This window comes from Streptomyces sp. NPDC002911 (assembly GCF_053591835.1).
Genome location: NZ_JBSFUO010000005.1, coordinates 300,055 through 324,762 on the forward strand (window position 1 = coordinate 300,055; position 24,708 = coordinate 324,762).

A 24,708-nucleotide genomic window follows, 5' to 3' on the forward strand; every position below is an offset into this window, starting at 1 on the left:
ACTGCGGGTGGGCCGGGGTGTCGTGGGAGTGCCGGGTCACGCCGAGCCGAGTTCGTTGTCGATGAACGCGAAGACGTCGTCGGCGGAGGCCTCTTCCAGGCGGCCGGTGACGACTGCCGCATCCTGGCCGAGGGTCTTGTCCAGGTCGTTGAGCAGGGTCTGCAGGCGGGTGGTGACCCGGCTCTGCTCCAGGTCCTCGGCGGTGAGATCGCCGAGCCTGGCGGCGACCCGTTCGAGCTCGGCGACCACGGCGTCCACGGAGGTGTCCGCGCCGGCGAGTTCGGCGCCCAGGTACTTGGCGAGGGCGGCGGGGGTGGTGTAGTCGAAGATGAGCGTGGCCGGCAGCGGCACTCCGGCGGCGCCACTGATCCGGTTGCGCAGGTCGACCGAGGTGAGCGAGTCGAAGCCGAGGTCGCGGAAGGCGCTGGTCGGTTCGACGGCGCCGACGTCGCCGTATCCGAGGACGGCGGCCGCCTGGCCGCAGACCAGGTCCTGCAGGGCGCGCTCGCGTTCCCCTCCGGTGAGTCCCGCCAGCTTTTCCGCGAAGCCGTCGGCCGCGCTCGTGCCGTCCGGACCGGCCGTGGTGCGCCGGGCCTCGGGCAGTGCGGACAGCAGCGGGCTGGGCCGGGTCGAGGTGAACGCGGGGGCGAACACCGACCAGTCGACGTCGGCGACGGTGACGGTGGTGTCGCCGCCGTCCAGGGCGCGGCGCAGCGCGGTGAGTGCGGTGTCCGGGTCGAGCAGGGACATGCCCATCGCCCGGGCCGAGCTGCGCACCGTACCGTGCGCCGCCATGCCGTCGCCGCCCCAGGGTCCCCAGGCCACGGAGGTGGCTGGCAGCCCAACGGCGTGGCGGTGCTCGGCCAGGGCGTCCAGGTAGGCGTTGGCGGCGGCGTAGTTGGCCTGGCCGGCGCCGCCGACGGTGGCGGTCAGGGAGGAGAACAGCACGAACGCCGACAGGTCGAGGCCGGCGGTCAGTTCGTGCAGGTGACGAGCGGCGTCCGCCTTGGGGCCGAGCACGCGGGCGAACCGGTCGGCGTCCAGGGCGTCGAGGACTCCGTCGTCGAGGGCGCCGGCCAGGTGCACGACGGCCGTCAGCGGGTGCTGTGCCGGTACGGAGTCCAGCAGACCGGCCAGTGCGGTCCGGTCGCCGACGTCGCAGGCGGTCAGCGTGACGCCGGTACCGGTGGCGGTGAGTTCACGGACCAGGTCGGCTGCGCCGGGCGCGTCGGGGCCGCGGCGGGAGGTGAGCAGCAGGTGTTCGGCGCCCTCGGCGGCGAGCCGGCGGGCGACAACTGCGCCGACCGCGCCGGTGGCGCCGGTGACCAGTACGGTGCCGGACGGCTTCCAGGGGGCGCCCGCGCGGGCCGGGGCGTGCTCCAGCCGGCGTCCGTAGGCGCCGGATTCGCGGATCACGACCTGGTCCTCGCCGCCGGCGTCGCCGAGCAGCGCGGCGAGGCGCGCCACGGTCCGCGGACCGGTCTCGGCGGGCAGGTCGACGAGGCCGCCCCACCGGTCGGGGTGCTCCAGGGCGGCGACCCTGCCGAGACCCCACAGCCCGGCCTGGGCGACGCCGGTGACGGTGGCACCGGCGCCGTGCGCGACGGCGTCCCGGGTGGCGCACCACAGCGGGGCGTCGGCGCCCGCGTCGCCGAGGGCCTGGACGAGGGCGGCGAGGGAGTCCGGCGGCGTCGCCGGGGCGGGCAGGTACAGGATGCCGTCGGTCGAGGCCCGGCCGGTGAGCGCGGCGGCCAGTGCGGCGCGGTCGGCGGTGTCCGGCACGGTCAGGGTGTCGACGTTCAGTCCGTGGCCGGTCAGGCCTTCGATCACGCCGCTGGTCCACGGGGCGTCCGCGGTGGACTCGGGGACGACGGCAAGCCAGGTCGCGCCGAGCGCCGGGGTGGCGGAGGGCGCCAGTGGTTCCCACGCGACGCGGTAGCGCAGCCCGTCCGCGGCGGCGTGCGCCTGTCGCCGGCCGTGCCAGGTGGCGAGGGCGGGCACGACGGCGGCGACGGAGCGCTCGTCGTCGAGACCGAGGGTGGCGGCGACGGCGCTCACGTCCTGCTCGCGCACCAGGTCCCAGAACGGGTCGCCGGCGTCGCCGCCGGAGCCGGACCCGGCCTGCCGCTCGGCCTGCAGGATGGGGGCGTCCTCCCAGTGCCTGTCCCGGCGGAACGGGTAGGTGGGCAGGTCGACGGTGCGGCCGCCGGTGAAGACCGTCCGCCAGTCGGGGCCGGTGCCGGTGAGGTGGAGGCGGCAGAGGGCGTCGACGAGGGCGGCGTCCTCTGCGCGGTCGCGCCGCTGGGTTCCGATGGCGTCGGGGACGACGTCCTGCGCCATGGTGCTGAGCACCGAGTCCGGGCCGATCTCCAGGAAGCGGGTGGCGCCCTCGGCGGCGAGCGTGGTGACCCCGTCGTGGAAGCGGACGGCCTCGCGGACGTGCCGTACCCAGTAGTCCGCGCCGGCCAGGTCTTCGGCGATCCGGCCGGTGACGTTGGAGACGACCGGGAGCGCGGGCTCGTGGAAGGTGAGGCCGGCCAGTACCTCGCGGAAGGACTCGAGCATCGGGTCCATGCGGTGCGAGTGGAAGGCGTGCGACACCTTCAGCCGGGTGCTCTTCTCGGCCTGGGCGGCGACGGCGAGGACGGCCTCCTCGTCGCCGGAGACCACGACGGAGCGCGCGCCGTTGACGGCGGCGATGTCGACACCGTCGGTGAGGAGCGCGGTGACGTCGGCCTCGGAGGCGCGCAGGGACACCATGGCGCCGCCGGCCGGCAGGTCCTGCATGAGGCGGCCGCGGGCGGCGACCAGCGTGACCGCGTCCTTCAGGTCCAGCACGCCGGCGACATGGGCGGCGACGATTTCGCCGATGGAGTGTCCGGCGAGCAGGTCGGGACGGATGCCCCAGTGCTCCAGCAGCCGGTACAGGGCGGTCTCGAAGGTGAACAGCGCCGCCTGGGTGTAGACGGTGCGGTGCAGCGGCGCGTCGGCGCCGTCGGCGTCCTCTTCGAACATGACGTCGCGCAGCGGCCGGTCGAGATGCGCGTCGAAGGCGGCGCAGATGTCGTCGAAGGCGGCGGCGAACACCGGGAAGGCGGCGTGCAGGGTGCGGCCCATGCCGGGGCGCTGCGAACCCTGTCCGGAGAAGAGCACGGCGAGGCGGCCGGGTTCGGGGGCCACGACGGGCGTGCGGGTGCCGTCGGCGACCTCGCGCAGGGCTGCCAGCAGTTCGTCCCGGTCGCGTCCGGTGACGGCGGCGCGGTGGGTGAACAGGGAGCGGGTGGTGGCCAGCGAGTGGCCGACGTCGTACGGGTCGAGGTCGTCGGCGACCGCCAGCAGCCTTTCGGCCTGCCGCTGTACGGCGTCGGCGCCCTTGCCTGAGAGCAGCCACGGCACGACGGGGAGTTCGGTGCGGTGGGAGGTGCCCTCGTCGGTCTCGGCGGGCGGGGCCTCCTCCAGGACGGTGTGCGCGTTGGTGCCGGAGATACCGAAGGAGGAGACGCCGGCGCGGCGCGGCCGGCCGTCGCCGCCCCAGGGGCGGGGCTCGGTGAGCAGTTCGACGTCGCCCGCGCTCCAGTCGACGGCGGTGGTGGGGGTGCCGACGTGCAGGGTCCTGGGGAGGGTGCCGTGGCGCATCGCCATGACCATCTTGATGATGGCGCCGACTCCGGCGGCGGCCTGGGCGTGACCCATGTTGGACTTGATGGAGCCCAGCCACAGCGGCCGGCCCTCGGGGCGGTCCTGCCCGTAGGCGGCGATGACGGCCTGGGCCTCGATGGGGTCGCCGAGCGTGGTGCCGGTGCCGTGGGCCTCCACCGCGTCGATGTGGTGCGGGGCCAGCTGGGCGTCGGCGAGCGCCTGTCGGATGACGCGGACCTGGGCCGGTCCGCTGGGCGCGGTCAGGCCGTTGGAGGCACCGTCCTGGTTGACGGCGCTGCCGCGGACGACGGCGAGCACCTTGTGGCCGTTGCGCCGGGCGTCGGACAGCCGCTCGACGAGGAGCATGCCCGCACCCTCGGCCCAGGCGGCGCCGGCGGCGTCGTCGGAGAAGGAGTGGCAGCGGCCGTCGGGCGACAGGGCGCGGCGTTCACTGAACTCGACGAACATCTCGGGGCTGGCCATGACGGCGGCCCCGCCCGCCAGTGCGAGGGAGCACTCCCCCTTGCGCAGCGACTGGATCGCCGAGTGGAGGGCGACCAGGGAGGAGGAGCAGGCGGTGTCCATGGTGACCGCCGGGCCCTCCAGGCCGAGGGTGTAGGCGATCCGGCCGGAGACGATGCTGCCGGAGATGGTGCCGCCGAGGTAGTCGTGGTGCATCAGGCCGACGAAGACACCGGTCTGTGTGCCCTTCACGGCCGTGGGGTCGATGCCGGCCCGCTCGAAGGCCTCCCAGGTGACCTCCAGCAGCATGCGCTGCTGGGGGTCGGTGCCGGGCGCGTCCTTGGGGCTGATGCCGAAGAAGGCGGGGTCGCACTCGGCGGCGTCGTACAGGAAACCGCCGTGGCGCACGTAGGTCTTGCCCGGGTTCCCGGGCTCGGGGTCGTAGAGCGCTTCGACGTCCCAGCCGCGGTCGGTGGGGAAGTCGGAGACGACGTCGACGCCTTCGTCGACGATCCGCCACAGGTCCTCGGGGGTGCGTATTCCGCCGGGGTAGCGGCAGCCCATACCGATGATGGCGACGGGTTCGTGGTCCTGCTCCTCCAACTCCCGTACGCGGCGGCGGCTGCGCTCCAGCTCGGTCGTGGCCCGCTTCAGGTAGTCGCGGAGCTTGTCGGCCGTGGCCGGGTCTTCCATCAGAGGGCTCCCAGTTCGTTGTCGATCCTCGCGAAAAGTTCCGTGTCGCTGGCCTCGCCGAAGTCCTGCGGCGGCTCGGGCGCGGCCTCGCCGCCGCGTGCGTCCTGCCAGCCGCGGAGCAGTGCTTCGAGGCGCGCGGTGACGCGGGCGTGGCTGTTGTCCTGGTCGGGCAGGGCGAGCAGCGCTGCCTCGAGTCGGTCCACGTCGGCGAGGGCGGACCGGGCGAGGTCGGCCGGTCCGGGGACGAGTTCGGTCTTGAGGTGGGCGGCGAGTGTGCGGGGCGAGGGCTGGTCGAAGACCAGCGTCGCCGGGAGGGTGAGGCCGGTGGCGCCCGCGAGGAGGTTGCGCAGTTCGACGGCGGCGAGCGAGTCGAAGCCCATCTCCTGGAAGGCGCGTCCGGGGTCCACCGACTGCGGTGAGGGGTGCCCGAGCACGCCGGCGACATGGGTGCGGACCAGGTCCAGCAGGGCGCGGTCGCGTTCGGTGTCGGGCAGGGCGGCGAGCCGCTCGCGCCAGGAGGCGGCCGAGGGGCCGCCGGCGGTGTCGGCGCCGGATTTCCGTGCAGCGGGGCGGACGAGTCCGCGCAGCAGCGCGGGGATGCCGTCCGGCCGGGCCCGTACGGCCGCGCCGTCCAGCCGGACGGGGACCACGAGGGCGTCCTCGGCGCCCAGGGCCTCGTCGAACATGCGCAGTCCCTGGGCGGGGGCCAGAGGCGGCAGACCGAGGCGGCGCAGCCGCTCCAGGTCGGCCGCGTCGATGCCGGCGCTCATGCCGCCGCCCGATGCCCACAGGCCGTAGGCCAGGGAGACGGCGGGCAGGCCGAGGGAGCGGCGGTGGGCGGCGAGGCCGTCGAGGAAGGTGTTGGCGGCCGCGTAGTTGGCCTGGCCGCCACCGACCAGCAGACCCGCGGTGGATGACAGCAGGACGAACGCGGAAAGGTCCGAATCCCGTGTCAGGTCGTGCAGGTGCCAGGCGGCGTCCACCTTGGGCCGCAGGACCCGCTCGACCCGGTCCGCGTCAAGGGTGGCCAGGACGCCGTTGTCGACGACTCCGGCGGCGTGCACCACGGCGCGGACCGGGTGCCGGCCGAGCAGCGCGGCGAGGTCGGCGCGGTCCGCGACGTCGCAGCGGGCGAGGGTGACGTCGGCGCCGAGCGCGGCGAGTTCGGCACGGAGGTCGGCCGCGCCGGGGGCGTCCGCGCCGCGCCGGCCGGCCAGCAGCAGGCGGCGTACGCCGTGTCCGGTGACCAGGTGGCGGGCGATCAGGGCGCCCAGGCCGCCGGTGCCGCCGGTGATGAGGACGGTGCCGTCCGGATCCCAGATGAGGGGGCCGCCGGGCTTGGCGCGGGCCAGGCGTGGCACGCGTACCTCGCCGTCGCGCACCGCGATCTCCGGCTCGTCGGAGGCCAGCGCGGTGGCGAGGGCGGCGTCCGGGGCGGCGCTGCCGTCGGTGCCGATCAGCAGGAAGCGGCCGGGGTTCTCGGCCGCCGCGGCGCGCACCAGGCCGAACAGCGGGGTGTGCGTGAGGTGGTCACCGCGCAGCAGTACGGCGAGCCGGCGGCCGGTGAAGCGTTCGTCGTCGAGCCAGTGGCGCAGGGTGTCCAGAGTGGTGCCGACCAGGTCCCGTGCCCGCTCCGGCAGGTCGGCGCCGGTGGCGGGGTCGGCGGGTACTGCCAGGACGACCGTGTCGGGCACCTCCCCCGCGTCCGCGAGTGCGGCGAGGTCGCGGTGCCGGGGCGCGTCGAGGCCTGCGTCGGCACCGCACACGGCCAGATCGGACGGGGCCGGGTGCGCCGCGCCGGGGGCCGGGACGAGGTCGACCCGGTACAGGGGGTCGTCGGCGTCCGCGGTGAGCTGGTCGGCCGTGACGGGGCGGGCCACGAGGCCACGGACCGTGGCGACGGGTGCGCCGTCTGCGTCGGCCAGGTCGAGGCGTACGGCATCGTTGCCGGCCGGGGAAAGACGCAGACGCAGACGGTCGGTGCCCGCCCGGTGCAGGGTGACGCCGCTCCAGGCGAACGGCAGCACGGCCTGTCCGCCGGGCAGGTCCAGCAGGTTGACGTGCAGGGCGGCGTCCAGCAGGGCCGGGTGAAGGCCGAAGGCACCGGCCGTGGTGCGTGCTCCGTCGGGCAGGGCGGCTTCGGCGTACAGCTCCTCGCCCCGGCGCCACATGGCGCGCAGGCCCTGGAAGACCTCGCCGTAGCCGTATCCGGTGCGGGCCAGTTGGGTGTAGAGCCCGTCCAGGTCTACGGGTTCCGCGCCGGCGGGGGGCCAGGCGGCGGAGTCGGCGGGCGGCGCCTCGTCGGGCGGCGCGGTGGTCAGGACGCCCCCGGCGTTGCGGGTCCACGGGGTGTCGGGGGTGTCGGTGCGGCGGGACCAGACGGTCAGTTCGCGGCGTCCGTCCCGTTCCGCGTCGACGGCGACCTGCACGGCCACGGAGCCGTGTTCGGGCAGGGTGAGGGGGGCGTGCAGGGTGAGTTCCCCTACGGTGTCGCAGCCGGTCTGCGCCGCGGCCCGCAGCGCCATCTCGACGAAGGCGGTGCCGGGCAGCAGGACGGTGCCGTGGACGGCGTGGTCGCCGAGCCAGGGGTGGGAGGACAGGGACAGCCGTCCGGTGAGGACCGCGCCCTGGGTGTCGGGCAGTTCGGTCGCGGCGGTCAGCAGCGGATGGCCGGTGGCCTGCTGTCCGAGTCCGTCGGCGTCGCCGGTGCCGCCCGCGGTGGCCTCGAGCCACAGGCGGGTCCGCCGGAAGGCGTAGGTGGGCAGGTCGGTGCGCCGGGCGTGGTGCGGGGCGTGGAAGGCCTCCCAGTCGACGGTTCCCCCGGCGGCGTGCAGCCGGGCCACCGAGGTGACGAGGTCGTGCGGTTCGTCCCCGTCGCGGCGCAGGCCGGGCACGCACACGCTGTCCGGGGGAAGGCACTCGGCGGCCAGGGGGGTGAGCGCCGCGTCCGGGCCGACCTCCAGGAACGCCCGGACGCCCAGCTCGTGCAGTGCGGCGAGGGCGGGGGCGAAACGGACGGGGCGGCGGACGTGGTCCACCCAGTAGCCGGGGGCGCTGAGCTCGCCGGGTCCGGCGAGGGCTCCGGTGAGGGTGGAGACGATCGGGATCCGGGGCTCCTGGTAGTCGCACCGGGAGGAGGCCTCGGCGAAGGCTTCCAGCATCGGGTCCATCAGCGGCGAGTGGAAGGCGTGGGAGACCTTGAGCCGCTTGGCGCGTTCGAAGCGGGCGGCGAGTGCGTCGACGGCCTCCTCGGTTCCCGAGACCACTACCGAGCGGGGGCCGTTGACGGCGGCGAGGCCGACCCGCTCGTCGAGGTACGGGGCGACTTCCTCCTCGGTCGCCCGCAGCGCGGCCATGGCACCGCCGGCCGGAAGCGCCGCCATCAGGCCGCCACGGGCGAGGACGAGGGAGACCGCGTCCGGCAGCGAGAGCACTCCGGCGACGTGGGCGGCGGCCAGTTCACCGACGGAGTGGCCGGCCAGGTAGTCCGGCACCGCGCCCCAGGACTCCAGCAGCCGGTACATGGCCACCTCGGTGGCGAAGATCGCGATCTGCGCGTAGTCGGTGCGGGTCAGGAGCGCGGAGTCGCCGTCGATCACCTCGCCGAGCGGACGCTCGAGATGGGGGTCGGCGAGCGCGCACACCGCGTCGAAGGCCTCGGCGTAGACCGGGTAGGCGCGGTGCAGTGCGCGGCCCATGCCGGGGCGCTGGGCGCCCTGCCCGGTGAACAGGAACGCCGTCCTGCCGCCCACCGGGGTGAGCGGGCTCGCGGCGGCCAGGGCGTCCAGCAGCGCACCGGTGTCGCTGCCGACGGCGACGGCACGGTACTCGAAGTGGGTGCGGGCGGTGGCCAGCGAGAGGGCGACGTCCGCCGGGGCGGCGTCGTCGCGTCCGGTGAGGTGCTCGCGCAGACGGGCGATCTGGCCGTCGAGGGCCTCGGGGCTACGGCCGGTGACGATCCAGGGCACGGGTGTGGCGGCGGGGGCGCTCGCGCGGAGTTGTGCCACTGCGGCGGCGGGGGTCGCCTCCGTGCCGGGGGTGGCCGCCGGTTCCTCTTCGAGGGGGGCCTGTTCCAGCACGACGTGGGCGTTGGTGCCGCTGATGCCGAAGGAGGAGACGGCTGCGCGGCGCGGACCGCCGGTGTCGGGCCAGGGGCTTCGCTCCAGGGCGAGTTCGACGGCTCCCGCGTCCCAGTCGACCTGGTCCGTGGGTGCGTCGACGTGGAGGGTGGGCGGCACCTCGCCGTGGCGCATGGCCATGACCATCTTGACGACCCCGGCGACGCCTGCGGCGGCCTGGGTGTGGCCGAGGTTCGACTTGACGGAGCCCAGCAGCAGCGGCCGGTCGGCAGGGTGTTCGCGGCCGTACGTCGCCAGCAGCGCCTGTGCCTCGATCGGATCGCCGAGCGAGGTTCCGGTGCCGTGCGCCTCGACCACGTCGACGTCGGCGGCTGTGAGGCCGGCTCCGGCCAGTGCCTGGCGGATGACTCGTTGCTGGGAGGGGCCGTTGGGTGCGGTCAGCCGGCTGCTGGCTCCGTCGGAGTTGACGGCGCTGCCACGGACGACGGCGAGCACCGGGTGGCCGTTGCGCCGGGCGTCGGCCAGTCGTTCCACGAGCAGCATGCCGGCACCCTCGCCCCAGCCGGTGCCGTCGGCGGCGGTGGAGAAGGCCTTGCAGCGGCCGTCGGGGGCGAGGCCGCGCTGCCTGCTGAAGTCGACGAACGTCTCAGGGGTGGACATCACGGTGACCCCGCCCGCCAGCGCGAGGGAGCACTCGCCGGCCTGCAGCGCGCGCACCGCCCAGTGCAGGGCGACCAGCGAGGAGGAGCAGGCGGTGTCGACGGTGACGACCGGGCCCTCCAGGCCGAAGGTGTAGGCGATGCGCCCGGAGGCGATGCTCGCGGCGCTTCCGTTGGCGAGGTAGCCGTCGAGGTCGTCGGGGACGGTGTCGAGGCGGGTGGCGTAGTCGTTGTACATCACCCCGGCGAACACGCCGGTGCGGCTCCCGCGCAGGGAGGCCGGGACGATGCCCGCCCGCTCGAACGCCTCGAAGGAGGTCTCCAGCAGCAAGCGTTGCTGCGGGTCCATGGCAAGCGCCTCACGGGGGCTGATGCCGAAGAAGTCGTAGTCGAAGTCGGGAGCGTCGTACAGGAAGCCACCGGTGCGTGCGTAGGTCGTGCCGGGCCGGTCCGGGTCGGGGTCGTACAGGGCGTCCACGTCCCAGCCGCGGTCGCCGGGGAAGTCCGACACGGCGTCGGTTCCCGTCGCCACCAGGTTCCACAGGTCCTCGGGCGAGGTGACACCGCCCGGGTAGCGGCAGCCGATGCCGACGATGGCCACCGGGCCGTGTGCGCGTTGTTCGTTCTCGCGCAGCCGGCGTCGTGCCTCCCGCAGATCCGCGGTCGTCCGCCTGAGGTAGTCGAGCAGCTGCTCTTCGTTGTTCACCAGCGCGCCATCCGATCGGGATCGAAAGTGGGCCTCGGTCCTGCGGACTGTCTCCGGACGGGATCCCGGTCCGCTTCCCCCTCCGTTGACGGAGGCTAGGTAGGGGCCGGTGGCGCTCGGTACCCCTACGGCCCCCAGGGGCCCGTGAGCCGGTACGGGGGGGGCGGCCTGACGGCATGCCCGAACGGGCGGCGCGGTACGTGAACGTGACCGGTTCGCAAGCATTGCGGCCCGAGTCCTTTCTTTACTTCCCGGTAATTTAACCGGCCGGGGAAAGTCGCCTCGGTAGGCACCGTGAGCGAGAAGTAACTTCCGGAAGAGCCTGGTTGACAACGTTGGCAACCACCTATACCCTCGCTATTTGTTTGATCGGGTAGCTCTTTTTCCTTCCCTCCGTAAAGACTTGCCGAACCGATCAAATCGCACCACAAATGACTGATACTCATTCTTACTGCGCTCCTATTCAGAACCGTCGTAAGGTTGGACCGCGACATCGACGGACTGTCGCCGCGGCGACGCGGTGACGGCACTCGACGCAAATTTCAGGTAAAACCGGGGGCTCGGGCGGTCCCGCCATCACAGCACTTCACCCCAGACGGGCGCGAATCCACGGGCGTTACTGGACACAGGGGGAACACTATGCGCCTCTTCGACCGCTCCAAAGAATTACAGATACTTAACGAGGCGTTTACCGAAAGCACCCGAAGATCCGGGCGGCTGGTCATAGTCACGGGTGGCCCCGGTTCCGGGAAGACCCAGCTTCTGCACGAATTTCTGGCCGCTCCGGACCGATCAGGCGCACGCATACTCCAGGGCACGGCGCACCCGGCCGAACGCGACCGACCGATGAGTCTGCTGCGGCAATTACTGCGCAACGGTGAGGTGCAGCCCGTTCCGGTGAACCCCGCTCGGCCGGCGGGCAGACATACGAAGACGTTCTCCCGGCAATTCGAGCACCGGCTCAAAACGGAGCCTGGCGATCCGGAACCGGGCACGACGGAGGCGTTGCTGAGGCTCGCGGACGGCGAACGCCCCCTGGTGGTGGCCGTGGACGACGCCCACCTCATGGACGAGGCCTCGCTGAGCGCCGTCGTCCACCTGCTGGGCAGGAGCCGCTTCCGGCCCGTCCTCGTGGTGTGCGCCACGTCCGGCCATCCCGGCACCGGACGCTCGGCCGCCCACGCCGAGCTGATCCGCCGGCCGCACCGCCGGGCCCGTCTCGGGCCCCTGTCCGAGCGCGGCGTCGGCGAACTGATCGCCGCCCAGTCAGGAGCCGCCCGGCCGGCCGGGGCGGGCCGGGCCTTCCACCGGGCCACGGCCGGCAACCCCCTGCTGGTGCACGCCCTGCTGGACGACAGCACCCGCTTCGGCCACGAAATCGATCGGCCCATCGCCAGCACCGCCTACCGCCAGGCGGTGCTGTCACTCGTGCACCGCGGTGAGCCGCGCCACATACGGGTGATCCGGACGCTCGCCGCCCTCGGCGCACCGGCTTCCCCGGGCACCCTGGGCGAGCTGGCCGACACCACGCCCGCCGGTGTCGAGGAGGCCCTCGAGGCCCTCAACTCCGTGGGGCTGCTCGACGGTCACGTCTTCCGGCTGCCGGCCGGGGCGACCGCGGTGCTCGAGGACATGGACTCCACCGCGCGCGCCGCACTGCACGAACGCATCGCCGACCTGCTGTACCGCTGCGGCGCGCCCGCCGGCGACATGGCCCGGCACCTGCGCGCCGCGGACCGGGTCCCGCACCCGTGGGGTCCGGGCGTGCTCCGCGCCGCCGCCGAGCAGGCCTTGGCCGCGGACGACGTGGAGTTGTGCGGCAGTTACCTGAATTTGGTGCTGCGCGACTGCACCGACCCGCAGGAGCGCAACTCCCTGTCGGCTGCCCTCGCCCGGGCGGAGTGGCGCGTCAACCCCGCCGCGGCGGGCGCCCACCTGGAGCCGCTGCGCCGGCCCGCGCTGGACGGCACGCTGAGCATGCGCGACACCGCCACCGTCCTGCGGCACATGCTGTGGCAGGGCGACACCGGACTTGCCGCCGAGACGGTGGCCACGCTGGTGCCCGTGCACTCCCCCGGTGACGCGCAGATCCTCGCCGAGGTCGAGTTCGTACGACAGTGGTTCTACGGTGTCGCGCTGCCCGCCAGGAGCCCGCAGGGCGCCGGTGCCGACCCGCGTCGGCGGGCTTCTGCCGACCGCAACGGCGGACTGGCCGCCCAGGTGGCGGTACTGGTCGGCGGCGTCGCCACGGACGACTCCGCGGCGGCCGTGGCCCAGGCCCTGCAGAGCCGCAGACTCGACCACCTCAACCTGGAGCTGGTGGCGATGGCGCTCCTCGCGATCGCCCACGCCGACCGGCCCGCGGTCGCCGCCGAGGCGTGCGACGCGCTGCTCGAGTCAGCGGTCGAGCGCAAGGCGACGACGTGGCAGGCGCTGCTCGGCAGCGTACGGGCGGAGATCGCGCTGCTGCGCGGGGACATGACGACCGCGGCCGAGGGGGCCGACAGGGCGCTGAGCAGCCTGCACGACGGAAGCTGGGGAGTCCTCGCCGGGCTCCCGCTGTCGACGGCGATCTTCGCCCACACCGCCATGGGCGCCTACGACGAGGCCGAGCGGGTGCTCAAGCGGGATGTCCCCGAGCCGATGTTCGGCACCGTCTTCGGCATCCAGTACCTGCGGGCCCGGGGACACCACTACCTCGCCACCGACCGGCCGTTCGCCGCGCTGAACGACTTCGACACGTGCAGCCGCCTGATGCGGCAGGGAAACTCCAGCCTGCAGAAGGGCATCCCCTGGCGGTCCGACCTGGCCCTGGTCAATCTGCGGATCGGCAAGGCCCGCACCGCCAGGGAGTGCGCCGAGGAGCAGTTGCGACTGCCTGGCGGTCACAGTTCCCGGGCGCGGGCGATGGCGTTGCGGATGCTGGCCGCCACCAGCAAGCCGCACCGCCGGGCCTCGCTGCTGCGTGAGGCGATCGACCTGCTCAAGCTGTGCGGCGACCAGCACACCCTTGCCCAGGCCTACGCCGACCTGTCCGCGGCCCACTACGAACTGGGCGAGTACGCCCGCGCCCGGCTGGTCGCCCGCCAGGCGGCCCGTGAGGCGAAGGCGTGCAGCGTCGACTCGCCGGTCGACCCGCATCTGCTGGAGGATCCCGGGCAGTCCGAGGGGTCCCAGGCGGAAGGCCCGGCCATTTTGAGCGACGCGGAGTGCCGGGTCGCGGGCCTGGCCGCGCTGGGGTACACCAACCGCGAGATCAGTGGCCGGCTGCACGTCACGATCAGCACGGTGGAACAGCACCTCACCAGGGTCTACCGCAAGCTGAACGTGGCCAGCCGGTCCGAGCTGCCGCCGAAGATGCTGGAGCACCGCATCCCGAAACTGTCCGACCGCTGGGCGACCACCCACTCCTCGGCGGGCTGACCTCCGGTCCTGTCCCGCCGTATCCCGTGAAGAGGGGTCCGGCGTCTCCCCGCACGGCCCCCTTCGCGAGTCCCCACGGGCTCCTCCGAAGGGGGCCGTCGGCAGTTCGGGCCAGGCTCACGGACCGCGGACCACCCGGTCATGGCTCGGCGGTCACGGATTCTTGGATCCGGATGCCCGGGCCCTGGTCCTGGTTCCCCCGACGGCCCGGGCTCCGTGACGATGCGGGCGGGCTTCCCGGTCCGGGCCGGTACTCCGGAGGGCCGAGGACGAGGGCGCCTCTGGGGGCACGTCCTGGAAGGGCGCACCCCGCTCCCGGGACCCGCGCATCTCGCCGGTTGCCACGCCGCCCCGGGCCCGCCCGCTCCCCCGCGGGGACGAGGACGGGTGGGCCCGGGGCGCGCGTCCCGCGCCCCGGGCTCACCCGTCCCACCGTTCGACGGTTCAGCCGAAGCTGCCGAGTTCGTCGTCCAGGATGCCGAAGAGCTCGTCGGCCGTGGCCGCCTCCAGCCTCTTCTCGCCGGCGTCGTCGGCCGTTCCGGGCTCCCGCCACTGCGCCGAGCCGTCCCAGCGGGCGGTGAGGGCCTTGAGGCGCGTGGCCACCCGGGCACGCCGCTCGTCGTCGAGCCCGTCGGAGCCCAGCGCGGCACCCAGCAGCGTCTCCAGGCGTACCACCTCGGCCTCGACGTCGACGAGTTCCTCGTCGGCCCGGGCCCCGCCCAGTTCCTCGAACAGGTGCTGGGCGAGGGCCTCGGAGGTCGGGTAGTCGAAGGTGAGCGTGGTGGACAGCCGCAGCCCGGTCTCGGTGCTGAGGCGGTTACGCAGCTCCAGCGCGGCGAGCGAGTCGACGCCGAGGTCACCCAGGGGGCGTTCGGGGTCGACGGCACTGCCGGAACCGTGTCCGAGGACGTCGGCCACGTGCCCGCACACCGTGTCGACCAGCAACCGCCTGCCGTCCGCGGCGCCGAACGCGGCCAGCCGCAGCGACAACGGCTCCGCCGCCTCCGGGGCGGCCTCCACCGCTCGGGCTGCCCGGCGGGCCGGCGCCGACGTTTGTGCCAGGGCACGGACCAGGGCCGGGGCGTCCTCGGTGACCTGGACGCGCATCGGCAGCAGCAGAGGACCCTCGGTGGCCAGGGCCCGGTCGAACAGGGACAGCGCCCGGTCGGCGGGCAGCGGCAGGATGCCGTCGCGGGCCAGCCTGCGCATCTCGGCCTCGCCGAGCCCGGCCGCCATGCCGTCGCCCGTCTCCCACAGACCCCAGCCCAGTGACAGGGCGGGCAGCCCTTCCGCGCGCCGCCGGGCGGCGAGGGCGTCGAGGAAGGCGTTGCCCGCCGCGTAGTTGGCCTGTCCCGCCGCGCCGAGGGTGCCGGCGGCGGAGGAGAAGAGGACGAAGGCGTCCAGGTCCAGGTCGCGGGTGAGTTCGTGCAGGTGCCAGGCGGCGTCCGTCTTGGGCCGCATCACCGTCTCCGTGCGCGTGGCCGTGAGGTCGGTGAGCAGACCGTCGTCCAGGACGCCCGCGGCGTGCACGACGGCGGTCAGCGGATGGGCTTCGGGAACGGAGGCCAGCAGTTCGGCCAGCGCGGCGCGGTCAGTGGTGTCACAGGCGGCGACCCTGATCCGCGCGCCGGGGGCTACGGGCTCCTCGTACCCCTCCGCGTCCGGTCCGCCGCGGCCGACCAGCAGCAGGTGCCGGGCGCCGTGGTGCTCGGCCAGGTGCCGGGCGAGCAGGCGGCCCAGGCTGCCGGTGCCGCCGGTGATGAGGACGGTGCCCTCCGGGTCCAGCGGTATGGCGGGCGTGGTCCTGGGCTCGCCGGCCCGGGTCAGCTCCGGCGTGTGCACCGTGCCGCCCCGCAGGGCGAGTTCGGGCGCGCCGGTCGCGACGGCGGCCGGCAGGACCGCGGACGAGGCGGCGTCGCCGTCGGTGTCGGCCAGCACGAACCGGCCTGGGTGCTCGACGGCGGCGGACCTCACCATGCCCCAGATGACGGCCTGGGCCGGGTCCGGCGCCCCGTCGTCAGCGACGGCGACCGCGGACCGGGTGACGACGACCAGGGGGGTGCCGTCCGCCGGTTCGGCCAGGTGTTCCTGGAGCGCGGCGAGGGTGCGCACGGCGGTGGCGCGGGCCCGCGCCGGCAGGTCGCCCTCCGGGGCGTCGTCCAGGGTCACGGTCAGGGTGCGGGGCTCAGCCGCCGCCCCGTGGGCGCTCACGTCCGCCGGGGTCCACCGCAGGGCGAACAGGTCTCCGGGGGCGGGCGCGGCGGCGTTCAGCTGCTCGGCCGTCACCTGGCGGATGCGCAGCGAGGCCGCCTCGGCGACCGGTGCGCCCGAGGCGTCGTACAGGCCCAGGGTCATGTGGTCGGTGCCGTGCGGGGTGAGCCGCAGCCGCAGGGCCGTGGCGCCGGTGGCGTGCAGGGTGACGCCCTCCCAGGCGAACGGCAGGGTCATGACGTTCGGGTCCTGGCCGTCGAGCAGGTCGATGACGTGCAGCGCCGAGTCGAGGAGCGCCGGGTGCAGTCCGAAGCCGTCGGCCGCGTCGGCGTCGGGGAGGACGAGTTCGGCGCAGACCTCGTCCCCGAGCCGCCAGGCGGCGCGCAGGCAGCGGAACAGCGGGCCGTAGCCGTACCCCTGCTCGGCGAGGTGGTCGTACAGGCCGCTCACCTCGACGGGTACGGCGCCCTCGGGCGGCCAGACGGCGACGGGGGCGGGTTCGGGCGCGGTCCGCGGGGCGAGGACGCCGGTGGCGTGCCGGGTCCAGTCCCCGTCGGTGCCCTCGGGCCGGGCGTGCACGGCCAGTTGCCTGCGGCCGTCGGCGTCGGGAGCCGCGGCGGTCACCTGGAGGTGCACGGAACCGTGCCGGGGAAGAACCAGTGGCCGTTCCAGGGTGAGTTCCTCCACGTGCGGGCAGCCGGCCCGGTCGCCGGCTTGAAGGGCGAGCTCCACGAAGGCGCTGCCGGGGACCAGGACGACTCCCGCGACGGCGTGGTCGGCCAGCCAGGGGTGGGTGCCCAGGGAGAGACGGCCGGTCAGCACGACGGTGTCGGCGGCGGCCAGGGTGAGGGCGGCGCCGAGCATCGGGTGCCCGGCGGACGACTGGCCGAGTCCGCCGGCGTCGGTGGCCGTCCCGGGCCCGTCCGCCAGCCACAGCCGCTGCCGCTGGAAGGCGTACGTCGGCAGGTCGACGCGGCGGGTGTCGGTGCCGGCGTGAACCCGCTGCCAGTCGACGGCCAGGCCGCGGACGTGGGCGGTGGCGACGAGCGCGGCGAGCGTCACCTCCTCGTCGCGCTCCCGGCGCAGGGCCGGCACGAACACCGACCGATCCGGGTCGGCGAGGGCGTGCGTGCCCATGGCCGACAGGACGGCTTCGGGGCCGAGTTCGAGGAAGGTGCGGACGCCGTCGTCCTCCAGGGCGCGGATCGCGTCCCCGAAACGGACCGCCTCGCGGACGTGACGCACCCAGTACTCGGGCGAGCACAGGTCGTCCTCGGTGGCGTACGTGCCGGTGACGACGGGGATCGCGGGCGCGGAGTAGCGCAGTTCGCGGGCGGCCTTCTCGAACTCGGCCAGCATCGGGTCCATCAGGGGCGAGTGGAAGGCGTGGCTGACCCGCAGCCGCTTGGTGCGGCGGTCGGCGAAGGCGGCGGCGACCGCGTCCACCGCCGCCCGCGTACCGGAGACCACGACGGCGCGCGGGCCGTTGACGGCGGCCAGGGACACGTCGGGGCCGAGGTGGGGCAGCACCTCGTCCTCGGTCGCGTCCACGGCGAGCATGGCGCCACCTGCGGGCAGGGCCTGCATGAGCCGGCCGCGCGCGGTGACCAGCCGGGCCGCGTCCGCGAGGTCCCAGACGCCGGCGACGTGGGCGGCGGTCAGTTCGCCGATGGAGTGGCCGGCCAGCCGGTCCGGGCGGATGCCGTAGGACTCCAGCAGGCGGTACAGGGCCGTTTCCACCGCGAACAGGGCGCTCTGGGTGTAGAGCGTGTGATCGAGCGACTCGGCCGCGTCGGTACCCGGTTCGGCCCACATGACCTCGCGCAGCGGGCGGTCCAAGTGGGCGTCCAGGGCCTCGCACACCTCGTCCAGGGCCCGCCGGAAGGCGGGGTGGGCGTCGTACAGGCCGCGGCCCATGCCGGGGCGCTGGGCGCCCTGCCCGGTGAACAGGAAGGCGGTGCGGCCGGCGACGGGCCGCCCGCGCACGACGGTGTCGGTGGTGGCACCGTCGGCCAGCGCGGTCAGGCCGGCCAGCAGTTCGTCCCGGTCACGGGCGACGATCGCGCCCCGGTGGGTGAGGGCGGCACGGCCCGTGGCCAGCGAGCGGACGAGGTCGGTGATCCGCTCGTCGGCGACGGCGCGCAGCCGGTCGGCCTGGGCGGCCAGTGCCTCGGGGGTGGCCCCGGAGACGACCACGGGCAACAGGGGGGCCGGGGTCTCCGCCTCGGCGCGGGGTGAGGTGTCGGCGCTGTCCTCGGCGGGGGCTTCCTCCAGGATCACATGCGCGTTGGTCCCGCTGATCCCGAACGACGACACCCCCGCACGACGCACCCGCTCACCCCGCACCCACTCCCGCTCCTCCTCCAGCAACCGGACCCGACCCGCACCCCACTCCACCTTCCGCGACGGCTCACCCACACCCAACGTCCGAGGCAACACCCCCTCCCCCAACGCCAACACCATCTTCATCACACCCGCCACACCCGCAGCCGCCTGCGTGTGACCCACATTCGACTTCACCGACCCCAACCACAACGGCACCTCACGCCCACCGCCATACACCGCCAACAACGCCTGCGCCTCGATCGGATCACCCAACTCCGTACCCGTACCATGCGCCTCCACCACATCCACATCCGCCGCCGACACCCCCGCCGACACCAACGCCTGCCGCAACACCCGCTGCTGCGACGGACCATTCGGCGCCGTCAGACCATTCGACGCACCATCCTGATTCACCGCACTGCCCCGCACCACCGCCAACACCCGATGCCCCAGCCGACGCGCATCCGACAACCGCTCCAGCACCAGCACACCGGCGCCCTCCGACAGGGCCGTGCCGTCCGCCTCCTCGGCGAAGGACTTGACGCGGCCGTCGGCGGCGAGATTGCGCTGCCTGCTGAAGTCGACGAACGTGTCGACGGTCGACATCACGGAGACTCCGCCGGCCATCGCCAGGGTGCACTCGCCCCGCCGCAGCGCCTGCGCCGCCAGGTGCAGCGCCACCAGCGAAGAGGAGCAGGCGGTGTCGACGGTGAGGGCGGGGCCCTCCAGGCCGAGGGCGTAGGCGACCCGGCCCGAGACGACGCTGCCGAGGCTTCCGTTGCCGAGGTAGTCGCGGACGGCTTCGGGGACGTCGCGCAGCCGGCTGCCGTAGTCGTGGTACATGACGCCGGCGAACACCCCGGTGCGGCTGCCGCGCACGCTGTGCGGATCGATGCCGGCGCGCTCCAGGGCCTCCCAGGAGGTCTCCAGCAGCAGCCGCTGCTGCGGGTCCATGGCGAGGGCCTCGCGGGGGCCGATGCCGAAGAAGTCATGGTCGAAGTCGGCGGCGTCGTACAGGAATCCGCCCGAGCGGGTGCTGCAGTGGCCGGGCTTGCCGGGCTCCGGGTCGTACAGGTTGTCCAGGTCCCATCCCCGGTCGTCCGGGAAGTCGCCGATGCCGTCTCCACCGTCGGCCAGCAGACGCCAGAGCTCCTCGGGAGTGGTGACACCGCCGGGGTAGCGGCATGCCATGCCGACGATCGCCACGGGCTCGTCCGCCGCTTGTGCCGTCTCCGGTACCGCGGCAACGGGGGCGTCCCCGGCGTCGGCGCCGAGGAGTTCCGTCCTCAGGTACCGCACCAGGGCGTCTGCGTCGGGGTGGTCGAAGACGAGGGTGGCGGGAAGCCGCAGGCCGACGGCGCTGCCCACACGGTTACGCAGTTCGACCGCGGTCAGGGAGTCGAACCCGGCCTCTCGGAAGGAGCGGCGCGGGTCGAGCACCATGTCGCTGCCGTGGCCGAGGACGGCGGCCACCTGGGTGCGGATCAGCTCCATCAGCTCCGCGTCCCGTTCGGCGGGGCCCAGGGCGGCCAGCCGGTCGGCGAGCGAGGACCCGGTGGCCCGGGCGGCCGCGGCCCGGCGGGCGGGGGCGGGCACCAGGCCGCGCAGCAGGGCAGCGACCTCGTCGGCGCCGCGCAGGGCACGCAGGTCCAGGCCGATCGGCAGCAGCAGCGACTCGTCGGCGGCGAGCGCGGTGTCGAGCAGCCGCAGTCCCTCCTCGGTGGGCAGGGGCCGGACTCCGGCCCGGGTCATGCGCTCGACGTCGGCGTCGGTGAGGTGGGCGGTCATGCCGGTGCGCTGTTCCCAGAAACCCCAGGCCAGCGAGAGCGCCGGCAGCCCCAGGGAGCCCCGGTGCGCGGCGAGGGCGTCGAGGAACGCGTTGGCGGCGGCGTATCCGGACTGTCCGGCTCCGTCAACGGTGCCCGCCGCCGAGGAGAACAGCACGAACGCCGCCAGGTCCATGTCCTGGGTGAGTTCGTGCAGGTTCCAGGCGGCGTCCGCCTTGGGCCGCAGGACCGCGTCCAGGCGCTCGGGGGTCTGGTCGGTGACCAGTCCGTCGTCGAGGACGCCCGCGAGGTGCACCACGGCGGTCAGCGGGTGTGCGTCGGGCACGTCGGCCAGGAGCGCGGCCAGCTCGTCGCGCTCGGCGGCGTCGCAGCGGGCGACGACGACCTGGACGCCGGACTCGGCGAGGTCGGCGAAGTCGTCGGCGGAGGTGCCGCTGCGTCCGGCCAGGACCAGGCGGCGCACGCCGTGGCCGGTGGCCAGGTGCCGGGCGACCACGGCGCCGAGCACGCCGGTTCCGCCGGTGATCAGTACGGTGCCGTCGGGGTCGAGCGTGGCGGCGCTCCCCCGGACGACGGCGCGGGCCAGCCGGGGCACCCGGACGGTGCTCCCGCGCAGGGCCAGTTGGGGTTCGCCGCTCGCCGCGGCGGCTCGTACGGCGGCGGCGATCCGGTCGCCGTCCGGTGCGTCCGCCGTCCCGGGGGCGCCGTCCACGAGGACGACGCGGTCCGGGTGTTCGCCCTGGGCGGCGCGGACGAGGCCCCACACGGCGGCGCCCGCCAGATCGCCCGCGCCCTCCTCGCCGGTGGTGACCGCGCCGTCGGTGAGGACCAGCAGACGGGCAGCCGCCGTCCGGTCGTCCGCCAGCCAGTCGTGCAGGGCGGCCAGGACCCGTCCGGTCGCCTCGCGCACCGAGGCCACCGGGTCGTCGCCGCCGGCCACCGGCAGGACCACCCAGTCGGGCAGCGATGCGAGAGCGGCTGTGCCCCTCTCGTCCAGCACGGCGTAGGCGGGGGTCGCCGCATCCGGTACGGGCACTGCGGGCCAGTCCAGCCGGTACAGGTCGTCTGCGCGGACCGGCGAGGCCAGCGCCCGGCCGTCGACCGGGCGGGAGACCAGGGCCTCGACGGCGGCGACCGGGGCGCCGGTGGGGTCGGCCAGTTCCAGGGAGAGCGTGTCGCCGCCTCGGAGGCGGACCCGCAGGGCTGTGGCCCCGGCCGCGTACAGCGACACACCGGTCCAGGCGAAGGGCAGCCGGGCCGTCTCCTGGCCGTGCGCGCCGAGGCCGTCGGCGTGCAGGGCGGCGTCGAACAGGGCCGGGTGGAGGCCGAACCCGCCCGCCTCGCCGGGAAGTTCGACCTCGGCGTACGTCTCGTCGCCGCGCCGCCAGGCCGCGCGCAGGCCCTGGAAGGCGGGCCCGTAGTCGTAACCGAGGGCCGCCAGTTCGGCGTAGGCGTCGTCGGCCGGGACCGGTTCGGCGCCGGGGGGCGGCCAGGCCGCGAGGTCGAAGGCGGGGGGCGCGGTCTGCGGTGCGAGCAGGCCCGAGGCGTTCAGGGTCCAGGCGGCCTCGTCGGCGCCCTCGGGACGGGAGTGGACGGTCACCGCGCGGTGCCCGTGTTCGTCGGCGGCGGCCACGTGCAGCTGGAGCTGGACGGCGCCCCGCTCGGGCAGCAGCAGGGGTGCCTGCAAGGTGAGTTCGGTGACGTGTCCGCAGCCGAGGTCGTGGCCGGCGCTCAGCGCCAGCTCCACCAGCGCGGTGCCGGGCAGCAGGGTGGTGCCGGATACCGCGTGGTCGGCCAGCCAGGGCGTGGTGGACAGCGAGAGCCGGCCGGTGAACAGGGTGCCGCCGCCGGCGACCGGGACGGCCGCGCCCAGCAGCGGGTGACCGGCGCTCTGCAGACCGGCGGCGGTGACGTCGCCGGCGGCCGCGGACCGGCCGAGCCAGTAGCGCTCACGCTGGAAGGCGTAGGTGGGAAGGTCCGCGGCCCGCACCGGCATCCCGGCGAACACCGGGGACCAGTCGACGGGGACGCCGGCCACGAACGCCTCACCCAGCGAGGTGAGCAGGCGTTCGGCGCCTCCGTCGTCGCGGCGCAGCGAGCCGAGGCCGGTGATGACCACGTCCGCGGCGTCGGCGGTCTCCTCGATGCTGTTGAGCAGGACCGGATGCGGGCTGCACTCGACGAACACCCCGTAGCCGGCGTCCAGCAGGGTCCGGGTGGTCGGCTCGAACAGGACGCTCTGTCGCAGGTTGGTGTACCAGTAACCGGCGTCCAGCGTGGTGGTGTCCAGCACGCTGTTGGTGACGGTGGAGTAGAACGGCACGTCGGCGGTTCGCGCCCGCACGTCCGCGAGGTCGGTGAGGAGCCGTGCGCGGATCGACTCGACGTGGGCGCAGTGCGAGGCGTAGTCCACCGGCAGCCGCTTGGCGCGTCCGCCGTCGGCGACGATCGTCTCGCGCAGGGTGTCGAGGGCGTCGGCGTCCCCGGAAAGCACCACGGAGGAGGCACCGTTGACCGCGGCCACGGCCACCCGGCCGTCGTGGGCGGCGACGAGTTCGCGTGCCCGGGACTCGGGCAGGGCCACCGACATCATGCCGCCACGGCCGGAGAGCGCCTCGGCGATGGCCTGGCTGCGCAGGGCCACGACGCGGGCTCCGTCGGACAGGCTGAGCGCGCCGGCCACGCAGGCGGCGGCGATCTCGCCCTGGGAGTGGCCGATGACGGCGGCGGGACGCACTCCGTGCGCGCGCCACACCTCGGCCAGCGACACCATGATCGCCCACAGCGCGGGCTGCACGACGTCCACCCGTTCCAGCGGGCGGCGTTCGCGCACGGTCCCGATGAGATCCCAGTCGGTGAAGGGGGCGAGGGCCTCGGCACAGTCGGCCATGGTGGCGGCGAACACCGGAGAGGCGTCCAGCAGGTCGGCGGCCATGCCGGCCCACTGGGAGCCCTGTCCGGGGAAGACGAACGCGATACGGGACTCCCCCGCCGGTGCGCCGCGCACCACGCCGGACGCCGGGTCGCTCTCGGCCAGGGCGGTGAGGTCAGCGGTCACCGCGGTCAGGTCCGCGCCGACGACGACGGCCCGCCGGTCCAGGCCGGCGCGGGCGGTGGCCAGGGCGTGGGCGACGTCGGGCACGGGATCGGTGCCGGTCTCCAGGTGGTCCAGGAGGCGGCGGGCCTGAGCGGCGAGCCCCGGTTCGTCCCGGGCGGACAGCACCAGTGGCAGGGGACGGTCCCACACCGGCTCCTCGGCACGGGGCTCGGGGTCGGGGGCAGCCTCGACGATGACGTGGGCGTTGGTGCCGCTGATCCCGAAGGAGGACACGGCGGCACGGCGGGGCTCATCCGGAGCGGGCCACTCACGCGGCTCGGCGAGCAGTTCGACGGCGCCGGCCTCCCAGTCGACCTGGGTGGTGGGCCGTTCGGCGTGCAGGGTCCGGGGCAGCCGGCCGTGGCGCATGGCCATCACCATCTTGATGACGCCGGCGACTCCGGCGGCGGCCTGGGTGTGCCCGATGTTGGACTTCACCGAGCCCAGCCACAGCGGCTCCTCACGGTCCTGGCCGTAGGTGGCCAGGAGCGCCTGGGCCTCGATCGGGTCACCGAGCGGGGTGCCGGTGCCGTGCGCCTCCACGGCGTGCACCTGGCGGGGTTCCAGGCGGGCGTTGGCGAGGGCGGCGCGGATGACACGCTGCTGGGAGGGTCCGTTGGGGGCGGTCAGGCCGTTGGAGGCACCGTCCTGGTTGACGGCGGTGCCCCGTACCAGGGCGAGCACACGGTGGCCGTTGCGGCGGGCGTCGCTCAGCCGCTCCAGGAGCAGCATCCCCACGCCCTCGCCCCAGCCGGTGCCGTCCGCCCCCTCCGCGAAGGACTTGCAGCGGCCGTCAAGGGCGAGGCCGCGCTGGCGGGAGAAATCGATGAAGGTGTCCGGGGTGGACATGACGGTCACACCTCCGGCCAGGGCGAGACCGCACTCACCGGTGCGCAGGGCCTGCACGGCGAGGTGGAGGGCGACCAGCGAGGAGGAGCAGGCGGTGTCGATGGTGACGGCCGGGCCCTCGAGGCCGAGGGTGTAGGACACGCGGCCGGAAGCGACGCTGCCGAGGTTGCCGTTGCCGAGGTAGCCCTCGACGCCCTCGGGAACGTCCGTGAGCCAGCTGCCGTAATCGTGGTACATGACGCCGGCGTAGATGCCGGTGCGGCTGCCGCGCAGGGTGTGCGGGTCGATGCCGGCGCGTTCGAACGCCTCCCAGGCGGTCTCCAGCAGCAGCCGCTGCTGCGGGTCCATGGCGACGGCCTCGCGCGGGCTGATGCCGAAGAACCCCGGGTCGAACCGCGGCGCGTCGTGGAGGAATCCGCCCTCGCGCACATGGGTGCGGCCCGGCACGTCGGGGTCGGGGTCGTAGATGGCGTCGACGTCCCAGTCCCGGTCCGCGGGGAAGTCGCCCACGGCGTCCACCCCGGCGTCGACCAGTTGCCACAGCTGTTCGGGCGTGCTGACGCCGCCGGGGTAGCGGCAGCTCATGGCCACGACGGCGACGGGCTCGTGCGCGGCTTCGGATATCCGGTCGTTGTGCCGGCGCAGCCGCTCGTTCTCGAGCATGGCCTCGCGCAGCGCCTCGACGATCTGCTCGACAGATGTGTCCACGGTCGGTGTCGCTCCCTGCTGACTCGGCGGCGCTGATGATGCGGTGGAGGTGCGATGGAGGTGCGCCGGA

Annotated in this window: 4 protein-coding genes; 1 reads left to right on the forward strand and 3 read right to left on the reverse strand. The window is 74.4% G+C overall.

What is annotated here, in order from left to right:
• Nucleotides 1-36: 36 nt before the first annotated feature.
• Together ACWD04_RS11105 and ACWD04_RS11110 are read right to left on the reverse strand one after the other, a co-directional pair.
• Entirely contained in the window at nucleotides 37-4,794 is a 4,758-nt protein-coding gene (locus tag ACWD04_RS11105; protein ID WP_451130425.1) for a type I polyketide synthase, read from the reverse strand.
• Complete coding sequence (locus tag ACWD04_RS11110) at nucleotides 4,794-10,238, reverse strand: SDR family NAD(P)-dependent oxidoreductase (protein ID WP_451130427.1); 5,445 nt, start codon at nucleotides 10,236-10,238, stop codon at nucleotides 4,794-4,796. The genes ACWD04_RS11105 and ACWD04_RS11110 overlap by 1 nt, the downstream gene beginning before the upstream one ends.
• Before the next feature lie 639 nt (nucleotides 10,239-10,877).
• Between ACWD04_RS11110 and ACWD04_RS11115 the strand changes: the two genes are divergently transcribed.
• Nucleotides 10,878-13,661, forward strand: a complete 2,784-nt coding sequence (locus ACWD04_RS11115) for an AAA family ATPase (RefSeq protein ID WP_451130429.1) — start codon at nucleotides 10,878-10,880, stop codon at nucleotides 13,659-13,661.
• Nucleotides 13,662-14,105: 444 nt separating this feature from the next.
• On the opposite strand, the gene ACWD04_RS11120 is transcribed toward ACWD04_RS11115, so the two are convergent.
• Complete coding sequence (locus ACWD04_RS11120) at nucleotides 14,106-24,638, reverse strand: SDR family NAD(P)-dependent oxidoreductase (RefSeq protein ID WP_451130431.1); 10,533 nt, start codon at nucleotides 24,636-24,638, stop codon at nucleotides 14,106-14,108.
• Nucleotides 24,639-24,708: the final 70 nt, after the last annotated feature.